The organism is Kitasatospora sp. NPDC042419 (assembly GCF_056437345.1).
Window position 1 is genome coordinate 215,612 of sequence record NZ_JBWKAW010000011.1, and the last position, 20,462, is coordinate 236,073.

A 20,462-nucleotide genomic window follows, 5' to 3' on the forward strand; every position below is an offset into this window, starting at 1 on the left:
CATGTCGTCGCACAGCACTTCCGCACGCCCGAACACGGCCCAGGAGGGCGCGAACGGGGGCGTGAACGCCCCGGACGAGATCCCGGGCGCCCCACGACCGGCCTCGTATACCGAGGCGGCCCCGCCGACGGGGCTGCGCACCCTGGTGGTCGGCGCCGGTGCGGCCGGCACCGCCCTGGTCCGCGACCTCGGCCGGACACCCGCTTTCGGCCTCGCCCCGATCGGCCTGCTCGACGACGACCCGGCCAAGGCCGGCCGGTCGGTGGACGGCGTCCCCGTCCTCGGCACCCTCGCCGAGCTGACCGCGCTCGCCGTCCGGCACCGCGTCCAGGTGGTCGCGCTGGCCATCCCCGGCCTCGCCCCGCAGCGGGTCCGGGCGCTGGCCACCGCCGCCGCCGCGGCCGGCGCCGCCGTCCGCTACCTGCCGTCCTTCCTCGCCGCGCTCCGCCGCGAGGTGGTCGGCTCGGACATGCGCAGCCTGGACGTCAACCGGCTGATCGGCCGGCACGAGGTGCACGTGGTCTCGGCGGACGTCCGGGACGTGATCGAGGGCCGGCGGGTGCTGGTGACCGGCGCCGGCGGCTCGATCGGCAGCGAACTCTGCCGCCAGGTCCACGCGTTCAACCCCAGCGCGCTCTACATGCTCGACCACGACGAGTCCAACCTGCACCGGCTCCAGCTGGAGATCTGGGGCGAGGCCCTGCTCACCGACGAGTCGCTGGTGATCGCCGACATCCGGGACCGGCCGCGGATCCAGCAGATCTTCCGCGACCTCAAGCCCGAGGTGGTGTTCCACGCCGCCGCGCACAAGCACCTCCCGCTGCTGGAGCGCCACCCCAGCGAGGCGGTGAAGTCCAACGTGCTCGGCACGGACCACCTGGTGGAGGCGGCGCTGGCCACCGGTGTGGAGCGGTTCGTGCTGATCTCCACGGACAAGGCGGCCGACCCGACGTCGGTGCTCGGCGCCAGCAAGCGGCTGGCCGAGCTGATCGTCCAGGCCAACGCCCGGGACGCGCGCAACCTCGGCACCGGGGTGTTCTCCGCCGTCCGGTTCGGCAACGTGCTCGGCTCGCGGGGCTCGCTGCTCTCGGTCCTGGCCGAACAGCTGCGCAGCGGCGGCCCGGTGACGATCACCCATCCCGATGTGACCCGGTTCTTCATGACCATCGAGGAGGCCGTCGGCCTGGTGCTGGAGTCGGGCCGGATGGCGCGCGGCGGCGAGGTGTTCGTGCTGGACATGGGCGAGCCGGTGCGGATCGTCGACCTGGTGCACAACTTCGCCGAGCAGGTGCAGCTGGCCCGGGACGAGGTGGAGATCCGCTACACCGGGCTGCGGGCCGGCGAGAAGCTCAACGAGGCGCTGTTCTCCGAGGGGGAGGAGCGGCTGCCGACCGCGCACGCCCGGATCTACGCGACCCTGGCCGAGTCCGGCTCCGGCCCGGAGGACCTCGCGGGCGGGCTGACCGGGCTGTACGAGGCGGCGGCGGTGAACAGCGACGACGAGGTGCGCCGCCGGCTGGCCGCGTTGCTGCCGGGCTACCGGACCCCGGAGCCCGCGCCCGCCCCGGTCCCGGCGCTGAGCACGCCCTACCCGGACGGGTTCTGAGCCCGTCCCGCGGGTGGTCCCGGGTGCGCCCCGCCCGGACGGGCCGTCAGGCGTGCTCCCGTCGGATCAGGGGATGTTGTCGAAGGGTGCGACCAGTTGCCGGAGCAGTCCGGCGAGCTCGCCCTGCTGGGTGCCGGTCAGCTGGGCGAGCAGCTCGCGCTCGTGTGCGAGCAGTCCGGCGAGTGCCTGGTCGGCGCGGTCGCGCCCGTCGTCGGTGAGCCGGACCAGGACCCCGCGCCGGTCGTCCGGGTCGGGCAGCCGCTTGACCAGGCCCTTGCCGGTGAGCCGGTCGATCCGGTTGGTCATGGTGCCGGAGGTGACCAGGGTCTGGGTGAGCAGCTGACCGGGGGAGAGCTGGTACGGGGAGCCGGCCCGCCGCAGTGCGGTCAGGACGTCGAACTCCCAGGGCTCCAGCCCGTGCTCGGCGAAGGCCGCCCGGCGGGCACGGTCGAGGTGCCGCGCGAGCCGGCTGACCCGGCTGAGCACCTCAAGTGGTTCCACGTCGAGGTCGGGGCGCTCTCGGCGCCATGCTGCGACCAGCCGATCGACCTCGTCCTCCATGACGATCAGTGTATCGGGGGTTGTGTCGATGTGAAGTCTCTTGACATCGAGAAATCCAGGATGGAAGCTGCGCCTGGATATCTTGATGTCGAGATACTTGAGAGGTGGGCCATGTCCTCGCCCGTCTGGGACCCCGACCAGTACCTGCGCTTCGCCGACGAACGGACCCGTCCGCTGCGCGACCTGCTCGCCCGCGTCCCCGCCCTGCCGAACGAACCCGCGCCGACCGTCCTCGACATCGGCTGCGGACCCGGCAACTCCACCGCCGTCCTCCGCGAGCGCTGGCCCGAGGCGCGGATCACCGGGATCGACAACTCCGCCGAGATGCTCGCCGCCGCCCGCACCGAGGCAGGCGAGCCCACCGCCGACTACCTGCTCGCCGACGCGGCCGACTACGACCCGGCCGGGGCGGCGCCCGACCTTATCGTCTCCAACGCGGCCCTGCAGTGGATCGGCTTCGACGCGGGAGGCCGGCCCGCACCGGGGTCCTCCTCGTCGGTCGCGGGCGAGGCGGGCGACGCGGGCACGCCGGACGCGGGGAGCGGGGAAGGGCGGGCGGACGGGCACCTCGACCTGCTGCCGCGCTGGGCGGCGGCGCTCAAGCCCGGCGGGGTGATCGCCTTCCAGGTGCCCGGCAACTTCGACTCCCCCAGTCACCTGCTGCTCGCCGGACTCCGCCGCAGCCCGCGCTGGCGCGGGGCCCTCGGCGGGAACGCCACCCGGGCCGGGGTCCACGAGCCAGGCGAGTACCTCCGCGCACTCGCCGACGCCGGCTGCACCGCCGACGTCTGGGAGACCACCTACAGCACCCTGCTCACCGGCGAGGACCCGGTGCTGGAGTGGGTCAAGGGCACCGCACTGCGGCCCGTGCTCACCCGGCTCACCGACCCGGCCGCCCGGGCGGCCTTCCTGGCCGAGTACGGTGCGCTGCTTCGCGAGGCCTACCCGGCCGGGCCGCACGGCACCGTCTTCCCGTTCCGCCGGATCTTCGCCGTCGCGGTCAGGCGGGGCTGAGCCGGCTCAGGCCTTGCGCTCGCCGACCAGCTTGGGGTGCCGCTCCATCCCCTCCAAGCCGTGCCAGGCCAGGTTCACCAGGTGGGCGGCCACCTCGGCCTTCTCCGGCTTGCGCACCTCCAGCCACCACTGGCCGGTCAGTGCGACCATCCCCACCAGCATCTGCGAGTACATCGGGGCGAGCCGGGCGTCGAACCCCCGCGCCTTGAACTCCAGCCCGAGGATGTCCTCCACCTGCGTCGCGATGTCGCTGATCAGCGAGGCGAAGGTGCCCGTCGACTGGGCCACCGGGGAGTCCCGGACGAGGATCCGGAAGCCGTCCGTCGACGTGTCGATGTAGTCCATCAGCGCGAACGCGGCCTGTTCCAGCAGTTCCCGCGAGTGCCCCCCGGTCAGCGCCCCGGTCACCATGTCCAGCAGCAGCTGCATCTCGCGGTCGACCACCACCGCGTACAGCCCCTCCTTGCCGCCGAAGTGCTCGTACACCACGGGCTTGGAGACCCCGGCCCGCTCGGCGATCTCCTCCACCGAGGTGCCGTCGTAGCCGCGCTCCGCGAACACGATGCGGCCGACCTCCAGCAGCTGCTCCCGCCGCTCCTTGCCGGTCATCCGGACCCGGCCGCCCCGGCGGCGCGGTGCCGGCGCGGCGCCGTCCGCCCCGGCGGCGGCGCGCGGACGGGCCTGCGCCGGATCGGGCGCCGCGTCCGTCCGCGTGCTCTGGTGGCCGCCTGTGCTGTCTGCGCTGCTCCCGTTCACCCCTACATCATGCTGCAGGCGAGCCCTCATGCGGCGCGGCGGGCGGCGATCCGCTGTGCGTCCGGCCAGCGGACGTCCCGGGCCCAGCCGGCCAGCTCGAACCAGCGGATCAGCCGGGCCGAGGAGTCGACCTGCCCGCGCAGGACGCCGTGCCGGGCCGAGGTCGGGTCGGCGTGGTGCAGGTTGTGCCAGGACTCGCCGCAGGAGAGGACGGCCAGCCACCAGACGTTGCCGGAGCGGTCGCGGGAGCGGAACGGCCGGTGGCCGACCGCGTGGCAGATCGAGTTGATCGACCAGGTGACGTGGTGCAGCAGCGCCACCCGGACCAGCGAGCCCCAGAAGAAGGCGGAGAGCGCGCCCTGCCAGGAGAGCGTGACCAGCCCGCCGACCAGCGGCGGCAGCAGCATCGAGATGGCGGTCCAGAGCCAGAACAGCCGGGAGATCCGCCTTATGGCCGGGTCGTTCACGAGGTCCGGCGCGTACTTGAGCTGGGGGGTCTGCTCCTCGTCGAAGAGCCAGCCCATGTGGGCCCACCAGAGGCCCTTGAGCAGGGCCGGGACGGACTCGCCGTAGCGCCAGGGCGAGTGCGGGTCGCCGTCCTTGTCGCTGTACCGGTGGTGCTTGCGGTGGTCGGCCACCCAGCGCACCAGCGGCCCCTCGATCGCCAGTGAGCCGGCGACGGCGAGGGCGATCCGCAGCGGCCGGTTGGCCTTGAAGGCGCCGTGGGTGAAGTAGCGGTGGTAGCCGACGGTGATGCCGTGGCAGGTGAGGAAGTACATCACGGTGGCGATCGCGAGGTCGGTCCAGCCGAGCCCCCAGCCCCAGGCCACCGGGACGGCGGCCACCAGGGCCGCGAACGGGACGGCGATGAAGAGGCCGAGGGCGATCCGCTCGGCGGGGCCCTGCCGTTCCCCGCCGCGGGTGGCGGAGAGCCGGGGCGGGGCGGGGTGCTGTTCGGGGGAGTGGGGGGTGGCGGTGGAGCGCGTGGAGTCGGCGCGCGCCTCGCCTGCCTGGATGGTCATGGGCGTCCCTTGAGGGGAGAGGACGAATCAGGGGGGAGACGTCGGGTGAGGTGGGGACGGGTGAGGTGAGGTGAGGAGGAGCGGTGTGGGGATGGGGACACAGGCTACGTTCCCGTAACCTACGGAATCGTAGGTTGTGCTCCGCCGCCAAGGGAATACGCCGCCGGGCGGCGCTTGAGTGAATTCACCCGACTGGATGGATGACGTCCGGATTCGTCCCGTGTCCGCACGCGTCGCGCGCGGATCGTCGCGACCGGGTGGACCGTGTCCGCGAGTGGCCCGCGAACGACCTGCGGGAGGTTCGCGAGCGGCCCGAGGGAGGTCCGAGAGGGGCCCGCGGGGAGGAACGCCGGTGACGGGCACCGCGGCTGCCTGGCCATCACCGAGCCCCGGGGCGCCGGTCGCCGCCGCCGGATCGGGGGCCGGCGGATTGGCACAGTCGATACCCAGGACGAGGTCGACTCGGGTAGGGTTTGAGCGACTGTCCGCCGTGGTGTAATGGCAGCACAGGGCCCTTTGGAGGCCTTTGTCTGGGTTCGAATCCTAGCGGCGGAGCCACCCCCCCACGCCTCGACTGCGCGTGTCACCCGACCGCCGGTATTGTCTGGGCTGTCCGGCGGACTGTGCGAAGGCGACCGGCCTGTGTCCCGGCCGGGCTGCTCTGCCCTCTCTGTGAACCGAATGAGGAGCCTCCCCCCGTGAGTGCCAATTCGCCTGCCGCCGTTGTCGTGCTCGCCGCCGGTGGCGGGACCAGGATGAAGTCGAACAGCCTGCCGAAGGTGCTGCACGAGGTGTGCGGCCGGTCGCTGGTCGGCCATGCGGTGGCGGCGGCGGAGGAACTGACGCCGGGCCACCTGGTCGTGGTGATCGGCCACCTCCGGGAGAAGGTCCGCGAGCACCTGGCGGCCCGTCACCCGCAGGCCCGCGCCGTCGTGCAGGAGGAGCAGAACGGCACCGGGCACGCCGTGCGGACGGCGCTGGAGGCGCTGACCGCCGACGGGGTCGCGCTGGACGGCACGGTGATCGTCACCACCGGGGACGCGCCGCTGCTGACCGGGGAGACGCTGCGCGCCCTGGCCGACGCCCACACCGGGCAGGGCAACGGCGTCACGGTGCTGACCGCCGTGGTGCCGGACCCCTTCGGCTACGGCCGGATCCTGCGGGACGGCGTGGACGGCGCGGTCGCGGCGATCGTCGAGGAGAAGGACGCCTCGGACGCCCAGCGGGCGATCGACGAGATCAACTCGGGCGTCTTCGCCTTCGACGCCGAGCTGCTGGTGCGGGCGCTCGCCGAGGTCACCACCGACAACGTGCAGGGCGAGGAGTACCTGACCGACACCCTGGAGATCCTGCGCAAGGCCGGTCACCGGGTGGGCGCGGTCGTCGCCGCCGACTACCGGGACATCCTCGGCATCAACGACCGGGTGCAGCTGGCCCACGCCCGCCGGCTGCTCAACGACCGGCTGCTGGAGCGCGCGATGCGGGCCGGCGTCACCGTGGTGGACCCGGCGACCACCTGGTTCGACGTCCAGGTGTCGTACGAGCCGGACGCGGTGGTGCTGCCCAACACCCAGCTGCAGGGCGTCACCCACCTGGGCGAGGGCTGCGAGGTGGGCCCGAACTCGACGATCAAGGACACCCGGATCGGCGCCGGCGCGCGTGTGAGCAACACCACGGCCGACGGCGCCGAGGTCGGCGACTTCGCCAGCGCGGGCCCGTACGCGTACCTGCGGCCGGGCGCGAAGCTGGGCCGGAAGTCCAAGGCGGGCACCTACGTCGAGGTGAAGAACTCCGAGCTGGGCGAGGGCGCCAAGGTGCCGCACCTCTCCTACATCGGCGACGCCACCATCGGCGAGGGCACCAACGTCGGCGCGGCCTCGGTCACGGTCAACTACGACGGGGTCAACAAGCACCGCACGGTGATCGGGGCGCACTGCCGCACCGGTTCCGACAACATGTTCATCGCTCCCGTGACGATCGGTGACGGTGCCTACACCGCGGCCGGTTCGGTGATCACCAACGACGTCCCCGCCGGCGCGCTCGGAGTGAGCCGGGCGCAGCAGCGGAACATCGCCGGCTGGGTCGAGCGCAAGCGCCCGGGAACCGCATCGGCGCAGGCGGCGGCCGCTGCCGCGGGCGGCGGCGGAGAGGCTCCCGCGGGGTCCTGACCGGTCGGGTGCCGGTCCGGCAGATGGTCCCGGGGCGGACGGTTTCTGTGCGGGCGCGTAACCTTGGGGTCATGCGTGCGCCACAGGGCCTACCGCCCGTGTCCAGGCGTACCGACAATTCCCCCGACCCCTCTCGCCGGCAGGCTCACGCCTGCCCGCGCGGTGCGGACGGGTTCAGCGTCAGCAACGCGAGGAGACGGTGGCAGTGAGCGGGATCACGACGTCGGGCGAGAAGAAGCTGAAGCTCTTCTCCGGCCGTGCCCACCCCGAGCTGGCGAAGGAGGTGGCCGCGTCGCTGGGTGGGGAGCTCGTCCCGACCAAGGCCCTGGACTTCGCCAACGGTGAGATCTACGTCCGTTTCCTGGAGTCGGCTCGCGGTGCCGACTGCTTCGTGATGCAGAGCCACACGGCTCCCATCAACCAGTGGATCATGGAACAGCTGATCATGATCGATGCTCTGAAGCGGGCCTCGGCCCGGAGCATCACCGCGATCCTGCCGTTCTACGGGTACGCCCGCCAGGACAAGAAGCACCTCGGCCGCGAGCCCATCTCGGCCCGTCTGGTCGCCGACCTGCTGCGTCAGGCGGGCGCCGACCGGCTGATGGCCGTGGACCTGCACACCGCGCAGATCCAGGGCTTCTTCGACGGCCCGGTGGACCACCTGTTCGCGCTGCCGCTGCTGGCCGACTACGTGGGCGGGCGGGTCGACCGCTCGAAGCTCACCGTGGTCTCGCCGGACGCCGGCCGGGTGAAGGTGGCCGACCAGTGGTGCGACCGCCTGGACGCGCCGCTGGCGATCATCCACAAGCGCCGCGACATGACGCAGGCCAACACCATCCTCTCGGCCGAGGTGGTCGGTGACGTCAAGGGCCGCGTCTGCGTCCTGGTCGACGACATGATCGACACCGCCGGCACGATCTGCGCCGCCGCCGACGCGCTGTTCGAGAACGGCGCCGCGGACGTCCTGGTGGCCGCCACCCACGGCGTGCTCTCCGGCCCCGCGGCCGACCGGCTGAAGAACTCGCGGGTCAGCGAGTTCGTGTTCACGAACACGCTGCCGACCCCGGCCTCGCTCCAGCTGGACAAGGTCACCACGCTGTCGATCGCCCCGTCGATCGCGGCCGCCATCCGCGAGGTGTTCGAGGAGGGCTCGGTCACCAGCCTCTTCGAGGGTGTGCACTGACCTTCACGGGCGTGCACCGACCAAGCCCCGTGCAGGCGGCCCCGGTCCCCCAGGGACCGGGGCCGCCGCCGATTTCGCGAGAGGCCACCGGTCCGGTTAGACTCGTGAAACTGCTCGGCGAGGGATGCCGTGTGCCTGCTTGCCGGGTGCCCGCTCCGTGATCGACGCGCTGCCGGCGCCGGATTCATCCGGGCTCCGGCAGAAGTCGTTGCGCCGCCGAGTGACCCCCGAATGTTATGAGGGTGTGGTCCCGGCGGTTTTTCGCGTTGCCTGCACCCCCGCGCCAGCTTTCACGAGGAGTGCAGTCGTGTCCGAGATCCGCCTTGCCGCTGAGACCCGCACCGAGTTCGGCAAGGGTGCCGCCCGTCGCGCCCGCCGTGCCGGCTTCGTCCCCGGTGTCGTCTACGGCCACGGCCACGCGCCGGTTCACCTGAACCTGCCCGGCCACGACCTGATGATGGCCCTGAAGACCCCGAACGCCCTGCTGGTCGTGCCGATCGAGGGCAAGGACGAGTACGTGCTGCCGAAGGCCGTCCAGCGCGAGGCCATCAAGCGCACCATCGAGCACGTCGACCTGCTGCTGGTCAAGCGCGGCGAGAAGGTCACCGTCGAGATCCCGGTCCACACCGAGGGCGAGCTGGCCCCGGGCGGCAACCTGCTGGAGCACGTCCTGCAGGCCCTGCCGATCGAGGCCGAGGCCACTCACCTGCCCGAGGCCGTCACCGTCTCCGTCGAGGGCCTGGAGGCCGGCGCCTCCATCCACGCCAAGGACATCACCCTGCCGGCCGGCGTCACCCTGGCCGTCGAGGCCGACACCGTCGTGCTGCAGGTCATCGCCGCCCAGGCCGCCCCGGCCGAGGACGAGGCCGTCGAGGCCGAGGCCGGCGCCGAGGCCTGAGCCTTTCGGCAGGCTTCCCGACAGCCGGCCCGGCCGGCCTGTCGAACAGCTTGAGACCGCTGCCCCGGTCGCTCCCCGTACTGGGAGCGGCCGGGGCAGCGGTGCGTCCGGGAAGATGGCGGTGCAGATGACCACGAGGAGCGGTGGGATGAGCGAGGACGTGTACGAGGGCCCCTGGCTGGTGGTGGGGCTGGGCAACCCGGGGGAGCAGTACGCCAGGAACCGGCACAACATCGGGTTCATGGTGGTGGACCTGCTGGCGCAGCGGATGGGCGCCAAGTTCAAGGCGCACAAGAGCCGGGCCCAGGTGGCCGAGGGGCGGCTGGGCGGGCACCGGGTGGTGCTGGCCAAGCCGATGTCGTTCATGAACCTCTCCGGCGGCCCGGTCACCGCGCTGCGGGACTTCTACAAGGCGCCGGCCTCGGCGCTGGTGGCCGTCCACGACGAGCTGGACATCGACTACGCGGCGCTCCGGCTGAAGCTGGGCGGTGGGGACAACGGCCACAACGGGCTGAAGTCGATCACCAAGTCGCTGGGCCCCGAGTACCACCGGGTGCGCTGCGGGATCGGCCGCCCGCCGGGCCGGATGGAGGTCGCGGACTTCGTGCTGAAGGACTTCTCCGCCACCGAGCGCAAGGAGCTGGAGTGGTTCGTGGACCGCTCGGCGGACGCCGTGGAGGCGCTGCTCTCGGAGGGGCTGGAGCGGGCCCAGTCGACGTACAACTCCTGACCCCGCCGGGAGGGGCGCGCCGGGCCGCGGCGGGGGCCTTCCGGCGGGGCTCCGGCGGCGAGGGCGACCGGGGTACTCCGTGTGAACGGGTGGTAGCACTGCACAACGGTCGTGCAACGCTTGGTCGTCCAAACCTGAATAGGTGTGAGAAGACTGTGCCGATCGGATAGCGTCGGGCCAGTACGCGAACGGGTTCTGGGGAGTTCTCGATGCGGAGTTTGCGGCCGGTCCGGCGCCTTCGGCGGATCAGGGTGGTTCGGCTGAGGAAGCTCGGACGGCGGATGGGCACGGCGGGTGCGCTGGGCACCGCCGGCGCCCTGGGCGCGGCCGGTGTGCTGCTCTCCGGCGGCGTGGCGCACGCCGATTCGGTGGCGGACCCGGACCCGGCCCTGGTGTCCCCCGAGCCGGTCTCGGCGCAGTTCGGTCCGGTGCTGGGCGGCTCGGTCGGCGGTGACGCGGGCCTGCTGGCCGTCGGCGGCGGCCTGGTCGTGGCCGCGGGCGGCGCGGCCCTCTGGGTCAAGCGCCGGCGCGCGGGTGACCTGGGGGAGTGACGAAGACGGGAGGGGCCGGGTCCGCGGACGGACGCCGGCCCCTCCGGCATTTTCCCGGGGCTGTCATCCGTTTTCGTAGGCCGGTGCGTCCTGTTGGCATGAAGCGCGAATCGATGCGGCCGAACGGCACCGGGCGTGACCCGTTCGACGAGTTCGTCGCGGCGCGGTACCAGGCGCTGCTGCGCGGCGCGTTCCTGATCACGGGGGACGTCCACGACGCACGGGACCTCCTGCACGACGCCCTGGCCCGGGTGTACGCGCGCCGCGGCGCGATCCGCGACCCGGGCGCGGCCGAGGGCTACGTCCGCAAGGCGATGGTCCGCACCCACGTGTCGCGCTGGCGGCGGACCCGCCGGGAGGTGCTGACGCCCCTGCTGCCGGACACCCCGGTGGCGGCGGTCGACGCACGGGACGAGCAACTGGAGGCGGCGCTCAAGTCGCTGCCGCCGCGTCAGCGGGCGGCCGTGGTGCTGCGCTACTACGCCGACCTGTCGGTGGCCCAGGTGGCCGAGGAGCTCGGCTGTTCACCGGCCACGGCCAGGACCCATCTGGCCCGCGCGATGAGAACGCTTCGGCAGGGACTGGAACCGGAGAAGGAGATGGTGGGCCATGGCCGCTGACGGCGGGAACGGGCGGGGGAGCACGGACGGCGCCGAGGACCGGTTCGAGGAGGAACTGGTCGTCCGCCTCGGGGCGAGTGCCGGCGGGGTGGAGGGGAGCCCCCCGCTGGCGGACCTCAGGCGCGCCGGGCGGCGCCGGGCACGCCGGGGGCTGGCGCTGCGGGCCGCCGCGGGAGCCGCGGTGCTGGCGGTCGGCGTGGGGGCGCTGACGCAGCTGGGTGCCGGCGAGGTCGGGGCCGCCGGGCCGGCGGGGGCGGGCGTCGGCACCGGAGCGGTGGTGCCGTCCCCGTCGGCCCCCGGCGGGCAGTCGGGTTCGCCGCCCTCCCTGCCGCTGCCGTCGGCGTCGAGCTCCTCGGCCGACACGGCCGGGACGATCGGCGTCTGCCCCGGGGGCCCGGCCTCGATGCGGCTGCCCACCTGGGAGGAGGCGCACGCGCCGTCGACGGCGCCCATCACCCCGCCGGGCTCCTCCTCGCCGCAGACGCCGCCCGCGTCGCCGCTCCCCGGCGCGAGCACGAGCGGGGGGCAGGTCAACCGCCACGCGGTCGACGTGGCCGCCGACATCAGGCGGCTCGGCGCCCGGGACTACCAGGAGCACTGGTTCGGCGTCTGCATGGACCTGAACGTCGGGCGGGTGTACGTGATGAGGGCGACCGGGAGCGGCCTCGACCAGGTCGTCCTGGACACCGTCCCGCACCTCGGTGTGGGCGTGACCTTCGTGGACGTGCCCGGCTCCCGGAAGTACTTCCGGGGACTGGCGGACCGGATCAAGGGGGAGGACGCCGCCTACTGGGCGGAGCGGAACGTGGTGATCGACAGCGTGTGGATCTCGGAGGACGGTGCCGGGGTGGTGGTCGTCACCCAGCAGGCCGCGACCGCCCGGGCCGAGGTCCTGGCCCGGTACGGAAGCCTGGTGATCGAGGTCCGGCCGCGCGACTGACGCGGTCCGGGAACGGCGAAGGGCCCCGCGGCGGGTGCCGCGGGGCCCTTCGGGCCCCGGTCAGCCGGTGTTGCGCAGGCCGGCGGCGATGCCGTTGACGGTCAGCAGCAGCGCGCGGGCGCGCAGCGGGTCCTCGTTGCGGCCGGTGGAGACCTCCTCGCGCTGCCGGCGCAGCAGCGCGACCTGCAGGTAGGAGATCGGGTCCAGGTAGGCGTCGCGGACGGTGAAGGTCTGCTTGAGCACCGGGTTGTGCTCCAGCAGCTCGCTCTCGCCGGTGAGCCGGAGGACCTCGCGCAGGGTCACGTCGTGCTCGGCCACGATCTGGTCGAAGACGTGGTGGAGCTCGGCCGGGACCAGCTGCTCGACGTAGTGGCGGGCGATCCGCAGGTCGGTCTTGGCCAGCGTCATGGCGACGTTGGAGAGGAAGTTGCGGAAGAAGTGCCACTGGCCGTACATCTCGTCCAGGACGTCGCCGAGGCCGGCCTCGCGGGCGGCGGCGAGGCCGGCGCCGACGCCGTACCAGCCGGGGACGATCTGGCGGGACTGGGTCCAGCCGAACACCCACGGGATGGCGCGCAGGCCGTCGAGGCCGGCGCCCGAGTCGGGGCGGCGGGAGGGGCGCGAGCCCAGGTGCAGCGAGGCGAGCTGGTCGACCGGGGTCGCGGCGAAGAAGTACTTCGGCAGGTCCTCCTGCTCGACCAGGGCCCGGTAGGCGTTGTGCGCGGCCTCGGAGACGCGGTCCATGGCGGCGTCCCAGCGGGCCAGCTCCTCGGGGGCCTGGCGCGGGGCGGTGTGCAGCGCGGAGGCGGCCAGGGTGGCGGAGATGGTCAGTTCCAGGTTCTCCCGGGCCAGCGAGGGCAGGAGGTACTTGTCGGAGATGACCTCGCCCTGCTCGGTGACCTTGATCTCGCCCTCCAGGGTGCCCCAGGGCTGGGCGAGGATCGCCTCGTGCGAGGGGCCGCCGCCGCGGCCGACGGTGCCGCCGCGGCCGTGGAAGAGCCGCAGCCGGATGCCGTACCGGTGGGCGACGTCGCGCAGCCGGCGCTGGGCGCGGTGGATCTCCCACTGGGAGGTGGTGATGCCGCCGAACTTCGAGGAGTCGGAGTAGCCGAGCATGACCTCCTGGATGTCGCCGCGCAGCGAGACGAGCAGCCGGTAGGAGGGGTCGGAGAGCATCTCGTCGAGGATCCGGTCGGCCTGCTGGAGCTCGTCGGTGGTCTCCAGGAGCGGCACGATGCCGATCTTGGCGATCCCGGCGTGCAGGTCGATCAGACCGGCCTCGCGGGCCAGCACGGTGGCGGCGAAGACGTCGTCGGCGCCCTGGCACATGGAGATGATGTAGGACTCGACGATCTCGTCGCCGAACCGCTCGAAGCCCTCGCGGATGGTGGTGAAGACGCCCAGGGTCTTGGCGCCGGCCGGGTCCAGCGGGGCCGGGGTCGGGGCGAGCGGGCGGCGCGAGCGCAGCTCCTTGGCGAGCAGCCGCTGCCGGTACTCGCGCGGCATGTCGGCGTAGCGCCAGGCCTCCTCGCCGAGGCGGTCGAAGAGCTGGCCGAGCGCGTGGTGGTGGGCCTCGGCGTGCTCGCGGACGTCCATGGTGGCGAGCTGGAGGCCGAACGCCTCGACGGTGCGGATGGCGCGGGCGAGCCGGCCGTCGGCGATCAGCTCGCCGCGGTGGGCGCGCAGCGAGTCCTGGATCAGCCGCAGGTCGGCGATCAGCTCGCGGGTGCCGAGGTAGTCGCGGCCCTCGATGTGCGGGGTGCCGTTGGCGAGCCGCTCGCGGGTGTTCTCCAGCTTGAGCCGGACGCAGGTGGCCTTGAGCCGGTACGGCTCCTCGGCGTTCATCCGCTTGTAGCGCGGGCTCAGCTCGGGCAGCAGGTGGAGGTCGGAGTTGAGCGAGGCGAGCAGCTCGACCGAGGCGCCGGCCAGCCGCTCCGAGGTGGAGAGCGAGTTGCGCAGGTCGTCGACGGCGGCGAGGGCGTCCTTGATGCCGTACTCGTGCTGGAGGTTGAGGACGTCCCAGGTGACCTGCGGGGTGACGTTGGGGTTGCCGTCGCGGTCGCCGCCGATCCAGGTGCCGAAGGTCAGCGGGCGGACGCCGTCGGGGAGGGCGAGGCCGACCCGGGCCAGCTCCTCGTGCAGCTCCTCCAGGACGGCGGGGACGGCCTCGCGGTACAGCTCGTCCAGGTAGTAGACGGCGTTGCGGGCCTCGTCGGTGGGTTCGGGCCGGGCGATCCGCAGCTCGTCGGTCTGCCAGAGCAGGTCGATGACCTCGGCGAGGCGGCGGTCGGCCTGGCGCCGGGCCGAGGAGGTGCGGGCCGGGTCGGCGTGGGAGAGGCCGGCGGCGATCTCCTCGCGGTGGATGCGGTCGAGCAGTTCGCCGATCCGGCGGAGCTTGTTGAGGACGCTGCGGCGGGCCGCCTCGGTGGGGTGCGCGGTGAAGACCGGGCGGACCGCGAGGTGGGCGAGGGTGTCCTGGAGGTGCTTGGGGTCCGCCTCGGCGAGCTGGTCGGCGGTCTGTTCGAGCAGGGAGCCCTCGCGGGCGCGCCGGGTGGCGAGCTCGCGGCCGCGGTGCACCTGCTCGGTCACGTTGGCGAGGTGGAAGTAGGTGGAGAAGGCGCGCACCAGCTTGGCGGCGGTCTCCAGGTCGATGTCGGAGAGCAGTTCGGCGGTGGCCTCGCCGTTGGTGCGGCTCAGCAGGCGGACCTGTTCGACCAGGCCCAGCAGCTGGGGGCCCTCCTGGCGGACCAGCGTCTCGCCGAGCAGGTCGCCGAGGCGGCGGATGTCCGCGCGCAGGGCTGAGTTGTCGGCGACCGGGCCGGCTGAGCCGACTGCGGTTTGGCTGTCCGCCGGGGTGGGGACCGGAGCGGTCACGGCTGGCTCCCTCGGGGTGGTGGGGTGTTCGGCAACGGCTCATCGTCACAGGTCCGCCCGCGTGTGGCGGGTGTGACGCGTGCGGACCGCGCTGTCCGACGCGATCAGCATAGGCGTCGGGAGGGTCGCTGTCCGAGAGGTGGCCGGATGGCGGACATGATGCCCCGGCCCCGTATGTGGTCTGGACCACTTGAGGTCCGCCGAGGTGTCGGGGCGGAACCGGGTGGGGAAGGGCGGGTGATGCGCCGTAGTCTGTGAGCCATGAGCAAGTCGCCTGGGGAGCGCGCGCACGACCGGTCGTTCTTGTGGTGGCGGCGACGGCGCAGCGCCCTCCTGGACGCCGGCCTGGCCGCCCTCGCGGCGCTGGAGTGCGCGGCCAGCTCGGTCGCCTTCCTGGGCGCCCGGATCCACCTCGGGACCGTGGCGATGTTCGGGGTCGCGCTGTTCGGCGCGCTGGCCGGCGGCACCCTGGTGCTGCGCCGCCGCTGGCCGGCCGTACCGGTGCTGGTCGCGCTGATGGTGATGCCCGGGATCCCCGGGATGGTGCTGCTGCTGGTGGCGCTGTACACGCTGGCCGAGACCTGGGAGTGGCCCTCGCGCCGACGGCGGGTGGTGGCGCTCTCCGCGCTCGCCTACGCCGAGGTGGCCGGGGTGATCCTGCTGTCGATGCTCACCCCCGGCGACTCCGGCGTCGAGCAGCCGCCGTTCTGGGGCCAGCTGGTGCTGGCGATGCTGGTGTCCGTCGGCGTGACCGTGGCCCCCGTGGTGACCGGCCTGTACGTGGGGGCGCGCCGCCGGCTGATCGAGTCGCTCAAGGACCGCGCGCACGGCCTGGAGACCGAACTGGACCTGCTGGCCGAGCAGGCCCGCGAGCGCGCCCGCCGGGCGCGGCTGGAGGAGCGGACCCGGATCGCCCGCGAGATGCACGACGTGGTGGCGCACCGCGTCTCGCTGATGGTGGTGCACGCCGGTGCGCTGGAGCGGATCGTGGCCAAGGACCCGGACCGGGCGGCGCAGAGCGCCAAGCTGATGGGCGAGGTCGGCCGGCAGGCGCTCAACGAGCTGCGCGAGATCCTCGGGGTGCTGCGGATGTCCGACGAGGCGGCGGTCGAGCCGGACTCGCTGACCGCCCTGCCGCGGCTGGTCGACCAGTCGCGGGCGGCCGGGATGGCCGTCACCCTCACGGTCAGCGGCAGCCGGCAGGAGTTCACGGGCGAGGCCGAGCAGACCGCGTACCGCGTGGTCCAGGAGGGGCTGACCAACGCGCACAAGCACGCCGGCGGGGCGCAGGTCTCGGTGCTGCTCGCGTACGCGCCGAACGGGGTGCGGGTCAGCGTGGTGAACGCCTGCCCGGGCGGCGAGCGGGCCGCGGCCGCGCTGCCCAGCGGCGGCAACGGGCTGGTCGGGATGCGGGAGCGGGTGGTCGCGCTGGGTGGCACCTTCTCGGCGGGGCCGGAGCGGGACGGCGGGTTCCGGGTGGAGGCGGTGCTGCCGTCGCGGCTGGCGGTCCGGACGGACCGGCTGGTCTGAGCCCGGTCGCGGGGGTGCCCGCTGCGCGGGGTGTTCCCCGCTGCTCCCCGGGAGGCTCCCCGGATCGGTGCCGGCCCGGGGAGCCTCCCACCGGGCCGGGCCGGGCCGGGCCGTTCTGTGCCGGGCCGGGCAGTGCCGGAACCCGGACCACGGGCTGCGGGCTACGGCTCGTCGGGGGTGCGCAGCCGCTCGGGGGCGGTGCCCAGCACCAGTGCGGTGATCGCCTGGTCGACGCCGTGGCCCAGGAACCACTCCCCGGTGTGGTCCAGGCTGTAGACCCGGCCCTCCTCGTCGACCGCCAGCAGCGCCTGCCCGTACGCCTCCTCGCCGAGCGGCGCGAGCCGGGTGTCCAGTGCGCGGCCCAGGTCGGCCAGGGTGCGCGGCTGGTGCAGCCCGCGCAGCGGGTCGACCAGGAAAGGGGTGCGGGCCAGCTGTCGTCCGGGGCCGGACAGGTCGAAGGCGAGGCCGCCGAACTCGGCCCAGGCCTCCACGGCCGCCGGGAACACCGAGTGCTGGACGCCGGCCGGGCTGCCGTACCCGACGAGGGTGTCGGCCCACTCCTCGGCCTGCCGGATCTGCCAGCGGCCGGGGTGCCAGCCGGCCGCCTTCAGCTCGGCGGCGACGTCGGCCGGGAAGCGCGGGCGGGTCCGCACGGCGGGCCCGGCGAGCGTGGACGGCGGGGGCGGGGGCGGGGGCGGGCTGGGCGGATTCAGGACGGGCTCCGGTGGGTCGGGGACGGGGGACGGTCCGGGCGTGCGGTCGGCCTGCGGCCGGGCGGCCGGCGGTCGACGGCCGGTCAGTGCGCGGCGGCCGGGCCGACGGCGACGCTCTGCACGGTGAAGTGTTCGAGCAGCGGTGCGCAGGAGCGGCACGGCGGGGCGTGGGTGCCGTGCGCCGGGTCGTGCTCCTCGCGGATCCGTACGGTGGTCAGCCGGGCACCCTTGAGGGCCTTGCGGGCCTCCTGCAGGCTCATCGGCTTCCGGGAGGCGCGCTTGGAGCGCCGGCCGTCCACCTCGGTCAGGTACCGGGAGAGCAGGACCGCCTCCGGGCAGCGGCCGGTGAACCGCTCCCGGTGCTCCGGTGGCAGCCCGTCCAGGAAGCCGCCGACCAGCGGATGGAGCAGCGGCCGGCGGTCGGACTTGTCGCCGGCCAGGGTGTGCACCTCGCCGCCCTTCAGCGACAGGGCGGCGGCGACGGCGGGCAGCAGGCTGTCGCGGTGGTGCCGCAGCAGCGGCGGGCCGGCCGGTTCCCCGGTGGTCATGGCGTCGTCCTCCTTCTCGCTCCCCGGTGCTGCCGGTACCAGTGGGGCTGGCGGGGCCAGCCCGGGGCAAGCCTGTCAAATGGCACCGACAACCGCACAACCGGGGTGCGGCGCACTTGGCCGGAGACCCCGGTGGCCGGACGGTCCGGTCCGGCCACCGGACGGGTGGGCACGCCGCGTTGGCCGGATCCGCACGGCATCGTCACGACTCGTCCCCCGGTTTCCCGAATCCACCCCCGGGCGGTGGTGGCGGCGGGTAGCGTTCCAGCAGCGAGCCAAGGGGTCGGCCGGCCGGTGGGGACGTCCGGGGGGGGGTACTGGCAACTCCTTTGCCTGCCATGACCGCTGAGGGCGTCGGGACGGGGGAGTCGCGGCGCCGAGCAAGGGGGGTCCTGCGATGACGGAGACGGAGTCCGCCAACGAGGCGCCCGGCGAGCACGTGCCCACACCGGGCGCACCGCCGGAGAGCGAGCCGGTGCACCGGATCGGGATCGCCGTGGTGGGGGCCGGCTACTGGGGCCCGAACCTGGTCCGCAACGCACAGCAGACGCCGGCACTGCGCCTGCACTGGCTCTGCGACCTGGACGAGGCGAAGTCCCGCCGGGTGCTGGGCGAGTACAGCACCGTCCGGACCACCACCTCGTTCGACGAGGTGCTGGCCGACGAACGGGTCGCCGCGGTGGCGGTGGCCACCCCGGCCGCCGCCCACTACCGGCTGGTGCGGGCCGCACTGGAGGCCGGGAAGCACGTCCTCGTCGAGAAGCCGATCACCACCTCCGCGGCCGAGGCGGCCGAACTGGTGGCGCTCGCCGAGGAACGCGGACTGGTGCTGATGTGCGACCACACCTTCTGCTACACGCCCGTGGTGCGCCGGATCCGCGAACTGGTGCACGGCGGGGAGATCGGCGAGGTCCAGTTCTTCGACTCGGTGCGGATCAACCTCGGGCTGGTCCAGCCGGACGTCGACGTGCTCTGGGACCTCGCCCCGCACGACCTGTCCATCCTCGACTTCGTCCTGCCGCCGGGCGTCGAACCCGTCGGCGTCTCCGCCCAGGGCGCCGACCCGATCGGCGCCGGCCGGGCCTGCGTCGCGTACCTGACGGTCCGGCTGAGCAACGGCGCGCTGGCGCACTGCCACGTCAACTGGCTCTCGCCGACCAAGGTCCGCACCACGCTGATCGGCGGCTCGCGGCGCACCCTGGTCTGGGACGACCTCAACCCGCAGGCCCGCCTGGCGGTGCACGACCGCGGCGTGGACCTCACCCCGCCCGAGGAGCTGACCGACGCGATCCGGCACCGGGCGCGCATCTCCTACCGGGTCGGCTCGATGGTCGCCCCCGCGCTGGTCGAACAGGAGGCGCTGCGCAACGTGATGGCCGAGTTCGCCGCCGCCGTCACCGAGGGCCGCGCCCCGCTCACCGACGGCCGGTCCGGCCTGCGGGTGCTCCAGCTGCTGGAGGCGGCCTCGCTCAGCCTCGAACTCGGCGGCGCCACCGTCCCGGTCGGCGCCGGCCTCGACGACGCACTCTCCGAGGACGACGTACCGACCGAGGACGACGCACTCTCCGAGGACGACGTACCGGCCGGCGTCGACGCACTGTCCGAAGCTCAGGAAAGGGCCGCCACGCGGTGAACGCTGTAGAGATCGAGGGCTCCCGCTGCCTGGTCACGGGCGGGGCCGGCACCATCGGCTCCACCGTGGTCGACCAGCTCATCGAGGCGGGCGCCCGCGAGGTCGTCGTGCTCGACGACTTCTCCCGCGGCCGGAAGGCCAACCTCGCGCACGCCCGGGAGGTCGCCGCCCCCGGCCGGCTGCGGGTGGTGGACGGCGACATCCGCGACCGCGCCCTGCTGCGCGAGCTGCTCCGCCCCGGCACCGACCTGCTCTTCCACCTGGCCGCGATCCGGATCACCCAGTGCGCCACCGAACCCCGGCTGGCCCTGGAGATCATGGTGGACGGCGCCTTCGACGTGGTCGAGGCCGCCGCCGAGGTGGGCGTCGGGAAGGTCGTCGCCTCCTCCACCGCCTCCGTCTACGGCCTCGCCGACGTCTTCCCGACGCCGGAGACCCAGCACCCCTACAACAACGACACCCTGTACGGGGCCGCCAAGGTCTTCAACGAGGGCCTGCTCCGCTCCTTCCACGCCATGTACGGCCTGGACTACGTGGCGCTGCGCTACTTCAACGTGTACGGCCCCCGGATGGACGTGCACGGCCGGTACACCGAGGTGTTCATCCGCTGGATGGAGCGGATCGCCTCCGGTCAGCAGCCGCTGATCTTCGGCGACGGGGCCCAGACCATGGACTTCGTCTACACCGAGGACATCGCCCGGGCCAACCTGCTGGCCGCCTCCGCGCCCGTCACCGACCGGGTCTACAACATCGCCAGCGCCTCGGAGGTCTCGCTGCGCGGCCTCGCCGACGCGCTCCTCGCCGCGATGGACCGGACCGACCTGGGCGTCGAGCACGGTCCGGCCCGGGACACCGCCGGCGGCGTGGTCCGGCGGCTGGCCGACATCGGCGCCGCCGAACGCGACCTCGGGTGGAAGCCCGAACTGGGCCTCGACGAGGGCCTGCGCCGGCTGGTCGCCTGGTGGCGCGAGCAGTAGCGCTCCGCCGCGGCGTCGCCGGTCGCCGGTGCCAGCCGCCGGCCGCCGTGCCCGCGTGCCGGCCGGTGCTCACCGGCGCCGGTGCCCGCCGTCCGTCGACGTCCTCCGCCGGGCCCGTTCCTCCCGCCCCGACCGCAC

At 73.6% G+C, this 20,462-nt stretch carries 18 protein-coding genes and 1 tRNA gene; 13 read left to right on the forward strand and 6 right to left on the reverse strand.

The window, feature by feature from the left end; genetic code table 11:
- Position 1: 1 nt before the first annotated feature.
- Positions 2-1,606: a polysaccharide biosynthesis protein gene (locus tag AC067J_RS22235; RefSeq protein ID WP_478301725.1), complete on the forward strand. Its 1,605-nt coding sequence runs from the start codon at positions 2-4 to the stop codon at positions 1,604-1,606.
- A 66-nt stretch (positions 1,607-1,672) separates the two neighbouring features.
- Here AC067J_RS22235 and AC067J_RS22240 read toward each other — a convergent pair whose 3' ends face one another.
- Positions 1,673-2,167, reverse strand: a complete 495-nt coding sequence (locus AC067J_RS22240) for a MarR family winged helix-turn-helix transcriptional regulator (RefSeq protein ID WP_327680121.1) — start codon at positions 2,165-2,167, stop codon at positions 1,673-1,675.
- 111 nt (positions 2,168-2,278) lie between these two features.
- Between AC067J_RS22240 and AC067J_RS22245 the strand changes: the two genes are divergently transcribed.
- On the forward strand, positions 2,279-3,181 hold the full coding sequence (locus AC067J_RS22245; protein WP_478301727.1) for a methyltransferase domain-containing protein: 903 nt from the start codon (positions 2,279-2,281) through the stop codon (positions 3,179-3,181).
- Positions 3,182-3,187: 6 nt separating this feature from the next.
- Here the strand turns inward: AC067J_RS22245 and AC067J_RS22250 are convergent, their stop codons facing one another.
- Positions 3,188-3,790: a TetR/AcrR family transcriptional regulator gene (locus AC067J_RS22250; RefSeq protein ID WP_478301822.1), complete on the reverse strand. Its 603-nt coding sequence runs from the start codon at positions 3,788-3,790 to the stop codon at positions 3,188-3,190.
- Positions 3,791-3,963: 173 nt separating this feature from the next.
- A complete protein-coding gene (locus AC067J_RS22255) occupies positions 3,964-4,959 on the reverse strand; it encodes an acyl-CoA desaturase (protein WP_478301729.1) in 996 nt (331 codons plus the stop codon).
- 484 nt (positions 4,960-5,443) lie between these two features.
- On the opposite strand from AC067J_RS22255, the gene AC067J_RS22260 reads away from it, so the two are divergent.
- The 8 genes from AC067J_RS22260 (at position 5,444) to AC067J_RS22295 (ending at position 12,049) form a co-directional block, all read left to right on the forward strand.
- Positions 5,444-5,517: transfer RNA gene (locus tag AC067J_RS22260), tRNA-Gln, on the forward strand.
- Positions 5,518-5,657: 140 nt separating this feature from the next.
- Positions 5,658-7,127: a bifunctional UDP-N-acetylglucosamine diphosphorylase/glucosamine-1-phosphate N-acetyltransferase GlmU gene (glmU, locus tag AC067J_RS22265; RefSeq protein ID WP_478301732.1), complete on the forward strand. Its 1,470-nt coding sequence runs from the start codon at positions 5,658-5,660 to the stop codon at positions 7,125-7,127.
- 205 nt (positions 7,128-7,332) lie between these two features.
- Positions 7,333-8,310, forward strand: coding sequence for a ribose-phosphate diphosphokinase (locus AC067J_RS22270; protein ID WP_478301733.1), 978 nt, complete (start codon positions 7,333-7,335; stop codon positions 8,308-8,310).
- A gap of 307 nt (positions 8,311-8,617) precedes the next feature.
- The gene (locus tag AC067J_RS22275) at positions 8,618-9,208 is read left to right on the forward strand and encodes a 50S ribosomal protein L25/general stress protein Ctc (protein WP_478301735.1); all 591 of its coding nucleotides are present in this window, start codon (positions 8,618-8,620) and stop codon (positions 9,206-9,208) included.
- A gap of 148 nt (positions 9,209-9,356) precedes the next feature.
- A complete protein-coding gene (pth, locus tag AC067J_RS22280; protein WP_478301737.1) occupies positions 9,357-9,938 on the forward strand; it encodes an aminoacyl-tRNA hydrolase in 582 nt (193 codons plus the stop codon).
- 281 nt (positions 9,939-10,219) lie between these two features.
- Entirely contained in the window at positions 10,220-10,489 is a 270-nt protein-coding gene (locus AC067J_RS22285; protein ID WP_478301739.1) for a hypothetical protein, read from the forward strand.
- 98 nt (positions 10,490-10,587) lie between these two features.
- Positions 10,588-11,109: a SigE family RNA polymerase sigma factor gene (locus AC067J_RS22290; RefSeq protein ID WP_478301740.1), complete on the forward strand. Its 522-nt coding sequence runs from the start codon at positions 10,588-10,590 to the stop codon at positions 11,107-11,109.
- Positions 11,099-12,049 (forward strand): hypothetical protein, encoded by a 951-nt coding sequence (locus tag AC067J_RS22295; protein ID WP_478301742.1) that lies wholly within the window; start codon positions 11,099-11,101, stop codon positions 12,047-12,049. Before AC067J_RS22290 ends, AC067J_RS22295 begins: the two co-directional genes overlap by 11 nt.
- A 60-nt stretch (positions 12,050-12,109) precedes the next feature.
- Here AC067J_RS22295 and ppc read toward each other — a convergent pair whose 3' ends face one another.
- On the reverse strand, positions 12,110-14,923 hold the full coding sequence (ppc, locus tag AC067J_RS22300) for a phosphoenolpyruvate carboxylase (RefSeq protein ID WP_478301744.1): 2,814 nt from the start codon (positions 14,921-14,923) through the stop codon (positions 12,110-12,112).
- 261 nt (positions 14,924-15,184) lie between these two features.
- Between ppc and AC067J_RS22305 the strand changes: the two genes are divergently transcribed.
- A complete protein-coding gene (locus AC067J_RS22305) occupies positions 15,185-16,453 on the forward strand; it encodes a sensor histidine kinase (protein ID WP_478301746.1) in 1,269 nt (422 codons plus the stop codon).
- Between the two features lie 161 nt (positions 16,454-16,614).
- Here the strand turns inward: AC067J_RS22305 and AC067J_RS22310 are convergent, their stop codons facing one another.
- Together AC067J_RS22310 and AC067J_RS22315 are read right to left on the reverse strand one after the other, a co-directional pair.
- A complete protein-coding gene (locus tag AC067J_RS22310; protein WP_478301748.1) occupies positions 16,615-17,106 on the reverse strand; it encodes an SUKH-3 domain-containing protein in 492 nt (163 codons plus the stop codon).
- 143 nt (positions 17,107-17,249) lie between these two features.
- A complete protein-coding gene (locus AC067J_RS22315) occupies positions 17,250-17,714 on the reverse strand; it encodes a YwqJ-related putative deaminase (protein WP_478301750.1) in 465 nt (154 codons plus the stop codon).
- Positions 17,715-18,111: 397 nt separating this feature from the next.
- Here AC067J_RS22315 and AC067J_RS22320 point away from each other — a divergent pair, with 397 nt between their 5' ends.
- Positions 18,112-19,347, forward strand: coding sequence for a Gfo/Idh/MocA family protein (locus tag AC067J_RS22320; RefSeq protein ID WP_478301751.1), 1,236 nt, complete (start codon positions 18,112-18,114; stop codon positions 19,345-19,347).
- Positions 19,344-20,324, forward strand: a complete 981-nt coding sequence (locus tag AC067J_RS22325) for an NAD-dependent epimerase/dehydratase family protein (RefSeq protein WP_478301754.1) — start codon at positions 19,344-19,346, stop codon at positions 20,322-20,324. The genes AC067J_RS22320 and AC067J_RS22325 overlap by 4 nt, the downstream gene beginning before the upstream one ends.
- Positions 20,325-20,462 lie beyond the last annotated feature (138 nt).

Coding starts and splice junctions, on each gene's coding strand:
- AC067J_RS22235 (WP_478301725.1), top strand. CDS start 2: ATGTCGTCGCACAGCACTTCCGCACGCCCGAACACGGCCCAGGAGGGC.
- AC067J_RS22240 (WP_327680121.1), bottom strand. CDS start 2,167: ATGGAGGACGAGGTCGATCGGCTGGTCGCAGCATGGCGCCGAGAGCGC.
- AC067J_RS22245 (WP_478301727.1), top strand. CDS start 2,279: ATGTCCTCGCCCGTCTGGGACCCCGACCAGTACCTGCGCTTCGCCGAC.
- AC067J_RS22250 (WP_478301822.1), bottom strand. CDS start 3,790: ATGACCGGCAAGGAGCGGCGGGAGCAGCTGCTGGAGGTCGGCCGCATC.
- AC067J_RS22255 (WP_478301729.1), bottom strand. CDS start 4,959: ATGACCATCCAGGCAGGCGAGGCGCGCGCCGACTCCACGCGCTCCACC.
- pth (WP_478301737.1), top strand. CDS start 9,357: ATGAGCGAGGACGTGTACGAGGGCCCCTGGCTGGTGGTGGGGCTGGGC.
- AC067J_RS22285 (WP_478301739.1), top strand. CDS start 10,220: ATGGGCACGGCGGGTGCGCTGGGCACCGCCGGCGCCCTGGGCGCGGCC.
- AC067J_RS22290 (WP_478301740.1), top strand. CDS start 10,588: ATGAAGCGCGAATCGATGCGGCCGAACGGCACCGGGCGTGACCCGTTC.
- AC067J_RS22295 (WP_478301742.1), top strand. CDS start 11,099: ATGGCCGCTGACGGCGGGAACGGGCGGGGGAGCACGGACGGCGCCGAG.
- AC067J_RS22305 (WP_478301746.1), top strand. CDS start 15,185: ATGAGCAAGTCGCCTGGGGAGCGCGCGCACGACCGGTCGTTCTTGTGG.
- AC067J_RS22315 (WP_478301750.1), bottom strand. CDS start 17,714: ATGACCACCGGGGAACCGGCCGGCCCGCCGCTGCTGCGGCACCACCGC.
- AC067J_RS22320 (WP_478301751.1), top strand. CDS start 18,112: ATGACGGAGACGGAGTCCGCCAACGAGGCGCCCGGCGAGCACGTGCCC.